We start from the raw sequence: 13,874 nt of genomic DNA on the forward strand, positions 1-13,874 counted from the left end.
AATAACACAAAAGGTCTTGCGCTTTTCTTTTTTTACGATAAAGTAAAAGAGTATTGAAAAAAAAGGAGCGATGAATTGTGTATTCACCAGGAGAAATTTTGACCATTACTATTGAAAACGGAACCAAAAAGATTGAAAAGCCATTATTGGCAAAGCTTGTTTTGGGATTTATTGGAGGGGCGATGATTTCGCTAGGCTATCTAGCATATATTCGTGTATCAGCGTCAATCCCGAGTAACTTGGCAAGTGTGCAAGCATTTGTCGGGGCATCTGTCTTTCCCATCGGACTGATTGTGATATTATTAGCAGGTGGTGAATTGATTACGGGTAATATGATGGCGGTTAGTGCAGCCTTTTACGATCGTAAAGTATCAGTTGGGGCACTATTACTAAATTGGTTGACGATTACATTGGCTAATGTCGTCGGAGCATTGTTTGTGGCATATTTTTTCGGACATCTCGTAGGATTGACTGCCAGTGGTGTCTATGCTGAGCAAGTGAGTCAATTAGCCGAACACAAAATTGCTGCGACTTGGGTGCAAGCGATTGTATCAGGGGTTGGGTGTAATTGGTTTGTTGGCTTGGCTTTGTGGTTAAGTTATGGGGCTAAAGACGGTGCTGGAAAGATATTGGGAATCTGGTTTCCAGTGATGATCTTTGTTGCTATCGGTTTCCAGCATAGTGTTGCCAATGCTTTCTTGATTCCTGCTGCAATTTTTGAAGGAGCCGCGAGTTGGGGTGACTTTTTACGAAACTTTGTCTTTGTTTATCTAGGAAATGTTATTGGCGGAGCCATCTTTGTCTCCGGGTTTTACTTTGCTAGTTACAAAGGGCATTAAAAATATAGAAAGAGCCAGACAACAGTCTAACAAGAGCGACGGTTGCTTGGCTCATTTTTAGTAAAAGTTTGTTTTCGATGTAACCTCATTTGTAAAGTAGCCTTGTTCTTTTAATGTTTTTAGACGAACGACATAGCTTTCAGATTTGGTATGCAAAATAACTGTATTCACATTAATCTTTGTAATCTGTCCCGATATTTCTTCACCCGAAACGTCTTTTGTAGTGATGAAATCTCCGATATTCAATTCCATAGAACCCATCCTTTCATCTGTATACAACCTATCATAACATATTTTAGGATTTGGTGTCATTTCGATGAAAAAAGGATGAAAAAATATAGGGGAAACCCAACAAAAAAAGCGTGATAAACATTAATTTCTCAATGTTTATCACGCTTTTTATTATGGAGGCGGCGGGAGTCGAACCCGCGTCCAAACATATTGCTACCTAAAAATCTACGCTCATAGTCGACTCATTTGAAGATTCGCGTTACAGCTTGCCGAACGACAGGCAGTCTGTATTGCTAGTCTGATGATCTCTTCACTCATTTACAGACGGAAAATAAGTGCGTATCCCACTTAAGTTAGGACCCTGATTCGAGCACATGGGCGATGCCGAGAGGATCTACGCTAACTGTTTTTAGGCAGCTAAAGCGTAAGAGTTGTTATTGTTTTTAGCAGTTATATTTAACTGTAACGTTTTAGCGTAGACGTAACCTACGAAGCGCAATTCAGGCTCAACTATGCCTGTCGAATCCGTAACGCCCCCAAATAAAGGAGCTTATTAACAACTCATTCATTATACCATAGTTTTGATAGGCAATACACTAAATCAAATCAAAATGTTTCAATGCATGGACAATTCCGCCGTTGTTATTAGTTTTGGTAACAAAGGTTGCTTGTTCTTTCAGTTCACTAGTGGCATTCCCCATAGCGATTTTTTCATCGCAAGCTGCGAGTAAGGCAAGGTCATTTGGACCATCGCCAAAGCCATACGTCGGGATAGTCGGCAAGTTTAAAAGTTCTTTGATTCGTGTCACAGCGGTACCTTTTGATGTTCCTTTACGGACAACATCTATTGAGAAGGGGTTGTTGCGATAAAAAGTTAGATCGGGAAACGTTTCATTGTAATATGCATCTGCGTTTGTTCCCAGTATGAGTAGCATGTTGACCAAGGATTCTTGGTATTTTTTTGGCAGTACAGGGGGGACGTTTGCATGAATATGATCAAAGGCTTCAACAAGGTAACGATTGGCGCCAGATGCCCAAATATCTTTGTCATTATAAAAAACGACTTCCTGTTGCTGCAAGTGGACGGCTTCGACCATCCGTTGACAAATAGCTTGCTCGATATGTTCTTGGAAGACGACTTCTCCAGCCAAGCGAATAAAGGCGCCATTCATGACAGCATCAGAGGTGATACCTGCCGCTTGTTTGATATACTGTATCTGAGGCTCAGCACGGCCGGTAGCAATAATGGGTAAGATATTGTTTTGCCTAAGAGTCGCGATTGCTTGAGCAACTTCCGGTGTAATTTGAGAATGACTATCTAATAATGTACCATCTAAATCAAAAAATGCGAGTGCTTGATAAGACATTGAGACGCTCCTTTCATGTATAATTTGATGATAGCAAATAATGAATAAAAGGCAAAGCTTTCGCGAAGAATTGATGAAGCTGTTGGTAGTTTTCTAATTATTTAGTATACTAGGCAGTAGTAATAAAGGAGCGACATGATGATAGTTTTGTACGTAGGGATCTTTTTTTTCATAATAGGTTTGGCTTTTTTTCTTTTTCCACCAAAGGGCGAGAATTTGGTGTATGGTTACCGAACCGAACGTGCACAAGTTTCTGCTGAAAGCTGGGTTTATGCACAACGAGTAGCTCGAAATTATTTTTTATTAGTTGGTGGCATACTGACAGTAATTGGTTTCTGGCTAAAGCTGTCCGGGCATACGAACTTCTTTCTAATCGAGCTGTTAGGTATTCCTTGGGTTATCGCGCCGATGATTGCACGAATAGAACAAAAATTGGATCGATACAATCGATCCTTACGAGGTGATGAAAATGAACATATTGATGATTGAAGACAATGAATCTGTATCTGAAATGATGCAAATGTTTTTCCTAAATGAAGGTTGGGAAGCGACTTTCAAATATGATGGAAAGGAAGGACTAGATACTTTTTTGGCGAATCCTCATTTCTGGGATTTAATCACGTTGGATTTGAATTTGCCATCGATGGACGGCATGATTGTTGCAAGAGAGATTCGGAAAGTATCGAAGACGGTACCAATAATCATGCTAACTGCAAGAGACTCTGAAAGTGATCAGGTCATTGGCTTAGAGATGGGCGCAGATGATTATGTAACTAAGCCGTTTAGTCCCTTAACTTTGATTGCGCGAATTAAGGCACTACATAGAAGAATGGAACTTGTGGAGAAAGAAGGAAAAGTCCAAGAAGCGAGCGACCAAGAATTTGATATCGAAACACAATTTTTAAAGGTCAACACAAAAACGAGAGAAGCCTATCTAAATGGCAAATTAATCGAAGGACTGACACCAAAAGAATTCGATTTGCTCTATACTCTTGCGAAAAAGCCAAGGCAAGTATTCTCCAGAGAACAGCTCCTGGAGTTAGTGTGGGATTACCAGTATTTTGGCGATGAACGAACGGTCGATGCGCACATTAAAAAGTTACGTCAAAAAATTGAGAAAGTCGGTCCTCAAGTGATTCAGACAGTTTGGGGAGTGGGATACAAATTTGATGATTCGGGTGTTGCCTGATGAAATATTTGTATCAACAGCTGGCTGCTTTTACCGTGGTTATTTTTGTGACGTTACTGACGATGGGCATTGTTTTCACACGGATGACCGAGAAAACGGTCGAGGAGAATAATTACCATCAATTATTTGGTTATGGCGATGCTGTGCAAAAAGTTGCCGAAACAATCAATGATCAATACCAGGTAAATTTTTCTAAGGAGACAGTCATTCAAAATGCATTAGCGACATCTGAACTGATGTTAAACCAACAAAGTGTTAATTTTGTGTTTATTACGACAAATAAGCAAATTATTTATCCGTTGCACAGCTCAGAGAAAACAAGTATCACGATTGCGACTTCAACTTGGTCTGCGTTGGCAGCAGGAGAATCTCAGCAATTAACGTCTGATGCAAACATTTATGGTCAGAAAGAGACGACTTCCTATGCCATGATTCCCTTTGATTACGACGGCACCTTTTTTGGTGTCTTAATTGTCAGTCAGCCGGCAAAAAATATTCAAAATTCGGTGAAACAATTGACAGCAAATCTATTAAAAGGGGTCATTTTATCGGTTATCGTGGCATTGGTCATTAGTTACTTTTATGCTCGTTTTCAAGTGAAGCGGATCAATCGCCTCCAAAAAGCGACCAAAGAAGTGGCTAATGGAAATTTTGATATCAATGTACCCGTGCATAGTCGGGATGAGTTTGATGATTTGGCTGAAGATTTCAATAAAATGACGCGTTCGTTGAAAGAGTCGCAGGACGAAATCGAGCGCCAAGAAGAGCGCAGAAAGCAATTTATGGCCGATGCATCGCATGAGATGCGGACACCATTGACGACAATCAATGGCTTATTAGAAGGTTTGCAATATCATGCGATTCCTAAAAATCAAGAAGAGAACGCCGTCAAGTTAATGAAAAATGAAACGGAACGACTCATAAGACTAGTCGCTGAAAACTTGGATTACGAAAAAATCCGAACCAATCAGATTTCGATGGTTATTAAAAAGTTTGATGGTACACAGACATTGGCAGAAATCGTGACGCAACTTCAAGTGAAGGCGGCCAGTGCAGGCGACACCTTAACACTACTTACGACGGAGCCGGTCAGCGTCTTTGCAGATTACGATCGCTTTAAACAAGTCATGGTTAATATCATTCAAAATGCGATTCAATTTACAGAGAATGGTGAAATTACAATCCAAATCGAAAAACGTAATTTACAGACAGTCATAGCAATCTCTGATACAGGTATCGGTATGACGCCAGAGCAATTGACCAATATTTGGGATCGCTATTACAAAGTTGACCCATCTCGGAAAAATAAAAAATTTGGTGAATCTGGACTAGGCTTACCGATTGTTCAACAATTGGTGCGACTTCATAACGGCACGATTGATGTCCAAAGTAAGCTGGGTGAAGGTACCACATTTAAAATTTCTTTTCCAGATACTGAAACAACTGAAAGCTAAAATGAAACAGGGTTTACTAAAACAAGAGCTATAAAATCCAAAAGATTATACTTCTGGATTTTATAGCTCTTGTTTTAGCAAGACTAGTCACACCTTTTTAATGATGTTTAAAGGGGTGTGAGTGTTCACTTGGTAGATAGTGCTTTTTCAATCGCGACTTCTTATGAAAATAAGCTACGAATAAAGCAATGAAGCAGATCGTCACGAGTAATACTTTCATGAACATAAATAGGATAATCTTCGTCCATTTCAAAGAAGTCAATCGATTGGTTTGAGCGAGTGCTTGGATGGTGGTTGGAATTTTAACGGTTAATTTGGTTGATAAATTCGACTCTTTTGTTGAAAAAGAGTCAGAAGTCAAATGGTTTTGAATAAAAGAAAATTGAGATTGCTCGACTTGCTTTTCAATTTGCGATTGGAAAAGTAAGAAAACAAATCCTAAAAATAGAAAAATGCCAAAAAGTGGCACGAGCATAGTTTTAACCTTACTAAGGTAAGTGAGTTGACTGCTTGTTTGCGATTGGCGAATATAAAGAAAAAGCGTGAAAAAAAAGAGTCCGCCGCAAAGTACAATTGGTATTTGGACAAAAGGACGCAATAGCGTAGTGAGAGTATTTAGTGTTTCTGTAATAGTCGATTTAGAAGATTGATAAGCTGCTTGTTGTATGTATTGGGTAATTTGCTTGATTTGTTCATGATTGGACGCTTCATAGATAAGAAGAAGCATTAAAAAAGAAACGAATATGAATAAATAAGCTAAGTAGAGTAGTTCCCGTTTATTAGTAAGGGAACGGAATTTATCTTTCATTCTGACACCTTCTTCACTTCAAGTATAAAAAAGGAATTTGAATTATATATGAACTTATCTGGAAAAGTCTAGGAAATAAGAGGACGAGACAGAATTTTTCAGCTAAAAAAACCATAAAACCCGAAAGTTATGTTTCAAACTTTTGGATTTTATGGTTTTTAACTTGTAGTTAATGCTGTATTTATTTTCTATAAAATCCTTTATTGACCACTCGTAGTTGTTTCCGTAGTTGACGTGGTTTCTGGATTCAATTGCTTATAGGTTTGTGTTTTAAATAGATCAACCGTTGATTTGTTGCCATTTTTTGAGTATAGACTGGTTGATTTGTCGCCTAGGCTAGTTTGTGTTTCATTTAATCGATCGACTTGATTTAAGTAACTATATTTTGATGGATCAATGGTAGTCAAACCACTATCGGTGTAGAAACGAAGCAAATCGCCATTGTTAATCGTATCAGAGGTGCTTAGCTGTTCCTCTACTTGCTTCTTCCATGCTTTGACTTGCGCCTTTAATTCATCAGACTGTTCAGTCACGGCTGTGCCGGTCGCATTTTCATATAATGTACCACCGTAGTACGTATAGTTCGGAGTGACAAAGCTACCATCACGGAAGGCGACGACTTGATCTCGATCTTTGGATAATAAGTCCTGTCCGAGCTGGATATATTTGCTTGTATCGACACCGAGAAGATGTAGCAAAGTAGGTAATGCATCGACTTCTCCACCATACGTATGGTTTACACCACCGCTTGTTGTACCAGGAATATGGATCATGTAAGGGACGCGTTGCATTTGGGCATTGTCATAATCTGTCCAAGTATCGGCTGTCTTTCCTAAAAGACTCGCTAATTCTTCGTTTCTAGAATTAGAAATACCGTAGTGGTCTCCATAAAGTACGATGATTGAGTTGTCGTACAGACCACTTGCCTTTAAGTAATCGAAAAACTCTTTAATCGCATTATCCATATAATTTTCTGTAGCAAAGTAATTATTAATGGTTTCATCATTGGTTGTTGCTAATGGGAAACCAGATTCATCCCCAGATAATTCAGAATAAGGGAAATGATTAGATACCAAAATGAATTTTGAGTAAAACGGTTGTTGTAATTTTTCTAAATATTGGACTGACTGGCTAAGAAATTGTTTATCCATCAAGCCATATTGGAATGAGTTTTCATCTGTAACATCATAATAAGATGAATCAAAGAAATAATCATACCCAAAACTCTTATATGTTTCGTTACGATTCCAGAAGTTACCGACGTTACCGTGGAAGACGGCACTCGTGTAACCTTGCGTTTGCTCTAAGATATTTGGCGCAGACTGGAAGGTGTTTTTCGCGCCAAGCTGTGTGAATAGAGAGCCTTGATCCAATCCAAATAAAGAGTTTTCCATCAACGTTTCCGCATCACTTGTTTTACCAGCCTTGACTTGGTGGAAGAAGTTATCGAAGCTATAAGTACTATTGCTATTGTATAGACTATTTAAGAAAGGGGTCACTTCATGTTCAACACCATTGGCATCTTTTAATTTGTAATTGATGACAAATTGTTGTGTGCTTTCCAAGTGAATGTAGATGACATTACGACCTTTGGCAATTCCAAATAGGCTGTCATCTGGTGCTGCATAGTGTTCACGGACGTAAGATTTTACTGCATCTAAGTCGGTCGCACTCGCTTTGGCTCGAACTTGATTGGTCTTGTATGTTTGGACAGCATCATAGGCAGTGAACGTATTCACACCAAGATACTTGACTAAGTAGTCATTAGAAAAAGCTCGAGAGAGTAGCTGAGGACGATCAGACTCAGCAAGAAATAAGTTTCCGCTGAAGATCATGATGGAAAAAGCAGTCATCGCGAAAGCCATCCGAGCACGAACGGGGGCTACTTGCATTTTGATTTTTTTGAAGGCTAGTGCTGCAATCAATACTATGATATCTATAAAATAGAACAAATCGTACCAGCGGAACAAGCGCAAGGCACTCTCACCAAGTCCACTTGAAACCTTACCAGCACCCAGCATGGTATTAATCGTTATAAAGTCTGTAAATTCACGGTAATAGTTCACATTTGCATAGAGCAAAATGGTCATCACAGTGTAGATAAAAAGCATCATCACATAGGAGGGTGTCTTGCGACGAATGTATAAGGCCACTGACAGCAATAATAGTGTTGAGGCGATTGGGTTGATCGCAACGATGAAATATTGCAAGGCATTATCTAAGCCGACTTTTAAATCCACTGCGAAGGCCAAAATATTTTTTAGCCACAATAATACTGCTAATAAGGTAAAAAAGCCCAGTCTCGTATTAATAAACGAGCTTATTTTTTGTTTAAACAAGAAATGTTCCCCACTTTCTCCGTGTTAGTCACTAGTCAAAAAAGAAGATTCAAACGAAACTCCTTCACTATCCCCATTATTCTACCCACATGTGAAACAAGTGTCAAATAAATCAGCAATATATAGTAGTTCATTTTTCTAAATTAACTTTTTCTTTAACTTAACTACCAGAGCAAAGCGCGTCAATTTTTGCTATACTAATCATAATTGAAGAAGTGGGTGACTGAATGAGAGTAACAATAACAAAAAAAGCAGAAAAAAAATTACGACAAGGCTTTCCGCTCGTCCAAAAAGAGGATCTTGTAGATAGTGACTTTCCCACTGATTGGGTTGTTTTTCAAACGCAGCGGAAAGAAGAGATTGCTAGAGGCTACCTAGGTAAGCAAAATAAAGGCGTCGGCTGGGTACTGACGCAAAAAAAAGTCGAGCTAGATGAGTCTTTTTTTGAAGCTATCTTTTTAAAGGCGAAAGCCAGTCGGCAATCTTATTTTAATCGATTGGATACAACGGCATTTCGGATTTTAAATGGCGAGGGAGATTCTTTTGGTGGTTTAACGATTGATTGGTATGCAGGGTATGTCGTTTTTTCTTGGTATAATGAAACGCTTTATACGCATAAAGATGAGTTGGTTCGAGCATTCCAAACAGCATACCCAGAAGTCAAAGGGGCTTATGAAAAAATCCGTTTTGCTTCGGACTTACCTGAATCAATGCCTATTTATGGGGAAAGAGCGCCCGAACCCTTACTAATAAAAGAAAATGGCATTACCTATGCGACATATCTGAACGAAGGATTGATGACGGGAATTTTTCTAGATCAGCGAGAAGTTCGCGGCAAGCTAGCTTCGGGATTCCTAAAAGGCAAATCCGTCTTAAATATGTTTAGTTATACAGGTGCATTTTCTGTTGCTGCGGCAGTCGGTGGCGCAGGTGAGACGACTAGTGTTGACTTGGCCAATCGGAGCTTAGAGCTGACGAAGGAGCAATTTCAAGTCAATCATCTTTCAAGTGAAGAGCAGCATATTTATGTGATGGATACCTTTGAGTACTTTAAATACGCTAAGCGCAAAAATTTGTCGTATGATTGTATTGTGTTAGATCCACCTAGTTTTGCGAGAAACAAAAAGAAAGTCTTTACCGTATCAAAAAATTATGGCGAACTAATTGAGCAAAGTCTGGATATCCTGGCGCCAAATGGATGGTTAGTCGCTTCGACCAATGCAGCGAACGTCTCTTTAGAGAAATTCGAAAAGCAAATCGAGCAAGCCATCGCCAAAAAAGGCGTGAAGGTAAGAAAACAAACAAGTTTTGCCTTACCAAGTGATTTTAAAACAATACCGAAGTTTCCTGAAGGGAGCTACTTGAAGGTACTTTTCTATCAACGAATGGATTAGAATGGAGGAGACGTATGGTTACAGTGAAAGGAATTACTTTTGGAGAAGGTCGGGTCAAGTTGGCTGTACCATTAACGGAAAGTACTCAAGAAAAGTTGGTCAAACAAGCTGAACAGGCAGCACATTGTCCCGCTCAAGTCGTGGAATGGCGAGCAGATTATTTTGAAGATGTCCTGATTGATGAAAAGCTGATTGAGACACTCACATTGATTCGCATGGAATTAGGAGAAAAAATCTTATTATTCACATTCCGTACCAAAGAGGAAGGCGGCCAACGCGAGCTTTCTTTAAAAGAATATGAACAGCTCTGTCTCCTCGTTGCCAAGTCTGATCGCATTGATTTATTAGACTTGGAATTGCATCGAGTGGAGTTTTTAGGTCGTGGCTTTGTTCAAACTATTAAGGCTGAAAAAGTGGCAATCATTATTAGTGCACATCATTTTGATCAAACACCGGCTGATGGCCAGCTAATGTTTCAGATTGGCATGATGAATCAATTCGGAGCAGATATCGGAAAAATCGCGACGATGCCAGCTAACTTACAAGATGTGCTGCGGATGATGAATGTTATTCAGCGAGCAAAAGGAATCAATCAGCTACCATTAGCAGTGATGTCCATGGGCGATTTAGGAAAAGTCACCCGCGTAGCTGGTGAGTTAATCGGCTCAGTCTTGAGCTTTGCATCACTGGAGCAAGCCTCTGCTCCAGGTCAAATTCCAATTGATGCCATGGATGAATTTATAAAAGCGATGCAGATTGATTAGAGGAAGGTGAGTAGATTGGCAAAAAAGAAAGTTCCCAAAACAAATGCCATCCGACTAATTGAGCAAAAAAAAATACCTTATACGGAATATACGTATGAATGGTCGGAAAATCATATCAGTGCCAACGATGTAGCTGCTCAAATGGCTGGCAAAGCGGGCCAGATTTTTAAAACCTTGGTCGCAGTCGGCAATAAAACAGGTCCCATCGTCGCAGTGATTCCAGGCGATGAAGAAGTCGACTTGAAGAAATTAGCAAAAGAAAGTGGCAACAAAAAAGTTGAAATGCTTCACTTGAAAGATCTAGAAGAAACGACAGGCTACATTCGTGGTGGGTGTTCGCCTGTCGGAATGAAAAAATTATTTCCGACGTTTATCGACCAACGTGCGACGGAACTTTCTCTCATGATCGTATCGGCTGGTCGTAGAGGACTGCAAATGGAACTAAAACCGACTGACTTAGCGAAAGTCGTAAACGGAAAATTTGTTGCCATCGTCGCAACTGAGTAATAATAGTACTTAGCTGAAACAGTTCAGCTAAATGCAAAAAGCCAAAAGTTGTTTTTCCAACTTTTGGCTTTTTGTCGTAGTTATTCGAATGTAGCAAAACTAGTCATGTCATTCGTGTTGGTAGCGTGAAGCACCTCGTCATTCGGGAGCAATACACGCTACTTCAATGCGTTTAAAATTGAAAATAGGAAGCTTCTTGAGCCGCGTGTACACCAGCACTATGGCCAGTACAAAAAGCGGCAGTGATATTAAAGCCACCAGTGTAGCCATTCACGTCAACTAATTCTCCAGCAAAAAAGAGCCCGTTCTTCTTTTTACTTTCCATCGATTTTGGTTGGATTTCTTTCGTATTGACTCCACCACCAGTTACAAATGATTTTTCAATTGGTAGGGTCTTATTGACGCGGATTGGGAAGGCTTTCCATTTCTCGACAATCGATAGGATTTGAGCTTCAGTCAGCTGATTTGCGGGTGTATCGACTAAGCCTAACTGATCTAAATAAAAGACCAATAACCGGTCTGGCAAAAAGGCAGCTAGTTCATTTTTGGCTGCTTTTTTTGATTGATGAAGCTTAGTGGTGATTGATTGAAGAAGCTCTTCTTTCGATCGTTCAGGGAAACAATCCAACACAACAGTCACGTCTGGCTGACTTTCCAGTAACTGATTAACGAAGGAAGAACAACGCAATGCTGCTGGACCAGAAAGGCCAAAGTGCGTAAACAATAGATCCATCTTATGTTCAGTCACAAGCTTCCCTTGATTGTCGAGTACTTGTAACAAACAATCCCGTAAAGAAATCCCTTGCAGCTCTTTGGAATGAATAAAGGCTTCGTCAGAAAGTAACGGTGACTCCGTCGCATAGAGTGGCGTAATTGTGTGGCCGACTGATTTAGCAAAGCGATAGCCATCGCCAGTCGAGCCAGTCGAAGGATAGGTTTTGCCACCTGTTGTTAATATGACACAGGGAGCTTGAATGGTTTCAAACTCAGTCTTCACTCCTGTTATATGGTCGGCATCGAACAACAAAGATTTGACGGTTGTATTCGGCAGTAATGTCACGCCTAGCTGGGTGGCAGTTTCTACTAAGGTATCGACAATGGTTTTTGATTTATTTGTCACTGGGAACATCCGTCCGTGATCTTCTTCTTTCAAAGAAACGCCATGGCTTTCAAAAAAGTCCATCACATCGAAATTATTGAATTGTGAGAACGTACTGTAGAGAAATCGGCCATTGCCAGGGATATGACGAATCAGATCATCGACTTCACGGTTATTTGTGACATTGCAACGTCCGCCACCAGTCATCAAAAGTTTCTTGCCGTATTTTTTATTTTTATCAATTAGGACAACTTTTGCACCTTGCTCGGCAGCAGCAATGCTAGCCATCATCCCACTTGTGCCACCACCGACAACAATGACATCGTATTTTGTATTCATAGTTCCTCCATCAAAAGGTAACATTCCAATGTAGAAAAAGTATGCAACCTTGGTTATTTTTTGCTAGTATATGCTAATATATATAGTATCAAAAAAAGGAGGAACTTACATGACAAATACAACTACAAATTATATTCAGAAAATTCAAACAAAAATTCACGAGAATGATCCCAACCAGCCTGAATTTTTACAAGCGGTGGATGAATTTCTTTCAACAATAACGCCTTTTTTAGAAGAGTATCCTGAAATTGAAGAACATAACTTACTAGCTGTTGTGACAGAGCCAGAGCGCTTGTTGCAATTTCGTGTCCCGTGGCAAGATGATCAAGGAAACTGGCAAGTCAATCGCGGCTACCGTATCCAATTTAACTCTGCCTTAGGACCATATAAAGGTGGCTTACGCTTCCATCCCTCTGTTAACTTAAGTATTTTAAAATTTCTAGCCTTTGAGCAAATATTTAAGAATGCTTTGACCGGTCTACCAATTGGTGGTGGGAAAGGTGGAAGTGATTTTGATCCAAAAGGCAAATCAGATTCAGAAATCATGCGTTTTTGCCAAAGCTTCATGCTAGAGCTAAGTAAACACATCGGTCCTAACTTAGATGTTCCTGCTGGGGATATTGGTGTCGGTGGTAGAGAGATTGGCTATCTTTTTGGTATGTACAAGCGTCTTCGTTCCTACGATGCAGGTGTCCTAACAGGGAAGCCGCTTGATTTCTGGGGAAGCTTAGCACGTACGGAAGCAACTGGCTATGGGGTTGTCTATTTTGTGAAGCATGTATTGGCCGATCAAGGACAATCATTTGCAAATAAAAAAGCCATCGTCTCTGGTAGTGGAAATGTTGCCATCTACGCAATTGAAAAGCTACAAGAATTAGGAGCGAATGTCGTAAGTTGTTCAGACTCAAATGGTTACATCATCGATGAAAGTGGTATCGATGTTGCCTTGCTAAAAGAAATCAAAGAAGTGAAGCGTGAACGCCTTACAGCGTATGCACAAGCAAAAGAAACGGCAACGTACTATGGAGGATCGGTCTGGGCGCATGAATTATCCGCTGAACTAGCCTTTCCTTGTGCGACACAAAATGAAATCGATGAAGAAGCTGCGAAGCGATTGGTAGCAAATGGTGTTAAGGTCGTTGCTGAAGGGGCAAATATGCCGGCTTCTCTTGAGGCTGCGAATTATTTTGTGGACAATGGGATTTATTACTGTCCAGGGAAGGCAGCGAATGCTGGCGGAGTTGCCGTATCTGCTTTAGAAATGAGTCAAAACTCTCAACGCTTGCAATGGACATTTGAAGAAGTCGATAGCCAACTAGATGGAATCATGAAAGACATCTATGAATCTTGTCGCGATACAGCAGAAAAGTACAATCAAAAAAATAATTACTTACTCGGTGCCAATGTTTCTGGTTTTGAAAAAGTTGCTAAGGCAATGCTTAGACAAGGACTTGTCTAGTTTGAGAGAATAGGCTCTATATCAATCTTTGCTTGCCATTTCACCAAAAAAAAAGTAAAGTTAAGGTGTAGTTAATTTATCTCAT

Annotated in this window: 13 protein-coding genes and 1 other RNA gene; 8 read left to right on the plus strand and 6 right to left on the minus strand. The window is 39.9% G+C overall.

Annotation, left to right across the window (positions count from 1 at the left end; all coding sequences use genetic code 11):
• The first annotated feature begins 77 nt into the window (after positions 1-77).
• Positions 78-839 (plus strand): formate/nitrite transporter family protein, encoded by a 762-nt coding sequence (locus NE257_RS10720; RefSeq protein ID WP_007207057.1) that lies wholly within the window; start codon positions 78-80, stop codon positions 837-839.
• A 57-nt stretch (positions 840-896) separates the two neighbouring features.
• Here the strand turns inward: NE257_RS10720 and NE257_RS10725 are convergent, their stop codons facing one another.
• The 3 genes from NE257_RS10725 to NE257_RS10735 form a co-directional block, all read right to left on the minus strand.
• Positions 897-1,091 (minus strand): hypothetical protein, encoded by a 195-nt coding sequence (locus NE257_RS10725; protein ID WP_040365955.1) that lies wholly within the window; start codon positions 1,089-1,091, stop codon positions 897-899.
• A 150-nt stretch (positions 1,092-1,241) separates the two neighbouring features.
• Positions 1,242-1,608: a transfer-messenger RNA gene (gene ssrA / locus NE257_RS10730) on the minus strand.
• Between the two features lie 58 nt (positions 1,609-1,666).
• Complete coding sequence (locus tag NE257_RS10735) at positions 1,667-2,437, minus strand: Cof-type HAD-IIB family hydrolase (protein ID WP_251886422.1); 771 nt, start codon at positions 2,435-2,437, stop codon at positions 1,667-1,669.
• A gap of 219 nt (positions 2,438-2,656) precedes the next feature.
• Here NE257_RS10735 and NE257_RS10740 point away from each other — a divergent pair, with 219 nt between their 5' ends.
• Genes NE257_RS10740 through NE257_RS10750 form a run of 3 tightly spaced genes read left to right on the plus strand, consistent with a single transcriptional unit; the run spans position 2,657 to position 5,080 of the window.
• Complete coding sequence (locus tag NE257_RS10740; protein ID WP_245785531.1) at positions 2,657-2,926, plus strand: SdpI family protein; 270 nt, start codon at positions 2,657-2,659, stop codon at positions 2,924-2,926.
• On the plus strand, positions 2,907-3,626 hold the full coding sequence (locus NE257_RS10745) for a response regulator transcription factor (RefSeq protein ID WP_040365953.1): 720 nt from the start codon (positions 2,907-2,909) through the stop codon (positions 3,624-3,626). Before NE257_RS10740 ends, NE257_RS10745 begins: the two co-directional genes overlap by 20 nt.
• Positions 3,626-5,080 (plus strand): sensor histidine kinase, encoded by a 1,455-nt coding sequence (locus NE257_RS10750; RefSeq protein ID WP_007207052.1) that lies wholly within the window; start codon positions 3,626-3,628, stop codon positions 5,078-5,080. The genes NE257_RS10745 and NE257_RS10750 overlap by 1 nt, the downstream gene beginning before the upstream one ends.
• A gap of 97 nt (positions 5,081-5,177) precedes the next feature.
• Here NE257_RS10750 and NE257_RS10755 read toward each other — a convergent pair whose 3' ends face one another.
• Together NE257_RS10755 and NE257_RS10760 are read right to left on the minus strand one after the other, a co-directional pair.
• Complete coding sequence (locus NE257_RS10755; protein WP_007207051.1) at positions 5,178-5,888, minus strand: hypothetical protein; 711 nt, start codon at positions 5,886-5,888, stop codon at positions 5,178-5,180.
• A 200-nt stretch (positions 5,889-6,088) separates the two neighbouring features.
• A complete protein-coding gene (locus tag NE257_RS10760) occupies positions 6,089-8,227 on the minus strand; it encodes an LTA synthase family protein (RefSeq protein WP_007207050.1) in 2,139 nt (712 codons plus the stop codon).
• A gap of 227 nt (positions 8,228-8,454) precedes the next feature.
• Here NE257_RS10760 and NE257_RS10765 point away from each other — a divergent pair, with 227 nt between their 5' ends.
• From NE257_RS10765 to ybaK, 3 genes are read left to right on the plus strand one after another with little or no spacing between them, the layout of a single operon-like run.
• The gene (locus NE257_RS10765) at positions 8,455-9,621 is read left to right on the plus strand and encodes a class I SAM-dependent rRNA methyltransferase (RefSeq protein WP_251886423.1); all 1,167 of its coding nucleotides are present in this window, start codon (positions 8,455-8,457) and stop codon (positions 9,619-9,621) included.
• 14 nt (positions 9,622-9,635) lie between these two features.
• The gene (aroD, locus tag NE257_RS10770) at positions 9,636-10,385 is read left to right on the plus strand and encodes a type I 3-dehydroquinate dehydratase (RefSeq protein ID WP_251886424.1); all 750 of its coding nucleotides are present in this window, start codon (positions 9,636-9,638) and stop codon (positions 10,383-10,385) included.
• Between the two features lie 15 nt (positions 10,386-10,400).
• Positions 10,401-10,892: a Cys-tRNA(Pro) deacylase gene (gene ybaK / locus NE257_RS10775; protein ID WP_251869876.1), complete on the plus strand. Its 492-nt coding sequence runs from the start codon at positions 10,401-10,403 to the stop codon at positions 10,890-10,892.
• A gap of 172 nt (positions 10,893-11,064) precedes the next feature.
• Here ybaK and NE257_RS10780 read toward each other — a convergent pair whose 3' ends face one another.
• Positions 11,065-12,330 (minus strand): BaiN/RdsA family NAD(P)/FAD-dependent oxidoreductase, encoded by a 1,266-nt coding sequence (locus NE257_RS10780; RefSeq protein WP_251886425.1) that lies wholly within the window; start codon positions 12,328-12,330, stop codon positions 11,065-11,067.
• A 109-nt stretch (positions 12,331-12,439) separates the two neighbouring features.
• Between NE257_RS10780 and gdhA the strand changes: the two genes are divergently transcribed.
• The gene (gdhA, locus tag NE257_RS10785) at positions 12,440-13,789 is read left to right on the plus strand and encodes an NADP-specific glutamate dehydrogenase (protein WP_040365948.1); all 1,350 of its coding nucleotides are present in this window, start codon (positions 12,440-12,442) and stop codon (positions 13,787-13,789) included.
• The last annotated feature ends 85 nt before the right edge of the window (positions 13,790-13,874 follow it).

Source organism: Enterococcus italicus, from assembly GCF_023743875.1.
Classification (GTDB): domain Bacteria; phylum Bacillota; class Bacilli; order Lactobacillales; family Enterococcaceae; genus Enterococcus_G; species Enterococcus_G italicus.

Coding starts and splice junctions, on each gene's coding strand:
- NE257_RS10725 (WP_040365955.1), bottom strand. CDS start 1,091: ATGGAATTGAATATCGGAGATTTCATCACTACAAAAGACGTTTCGGGT.
- NE257_RS10735 (WP_251886422.1), bottom strand. CDS start 2,437: ATGTCTTATCAAGCACTCGCATTTTTTGATTTAGATGGTACATTATTA.
- NE257_RS10745 (WP_040365953.1), top strand. CDS start 2,907: ATGAACATATTGATGATTGAAGACAATGAATCTGTATCTGAAATGATG.
- NE257_RS10750 (WP_007207052.1), top strand. CDS start 3,626: ATGAAATATTTGTATCAACAGCTGGCTGCTTTTACCGTGGTTATTTTT.
- NE257_RS10755 (WP_007207051.1), bottom strand. CDS start 5,888: ATGAAAGATAAATTCCGTTCCCTTACTAATAAACGGGAACTACTCTAC.
- NE257_RS10765 (WP_251886423.1), top strand. CDS start 8,455: ATGAGAGTAACAATAACAAAAAAAGCAGAAAAAAAATTACGACAAGGC.
- aroD (WP_251886424.1), top strand. CDS start 9,636: ATGGTTACAGTGAAAGGAATTACTTTTGGAGAAGGTCGGGTCAAGTTG.
- NE257_RS10780 (WP_251886425.1), bottom strand. CDS start 12,330: ATGAATACAAAATACGATGTCATTGTTGTCGGTGGTGGCACAAGTGGG.
- gdhA (WP_040365948.1), top strand. CDS start 12,440: ATGACAAATACAACTACAAATTATATTCAGAAAATTCAAACAAAAATT.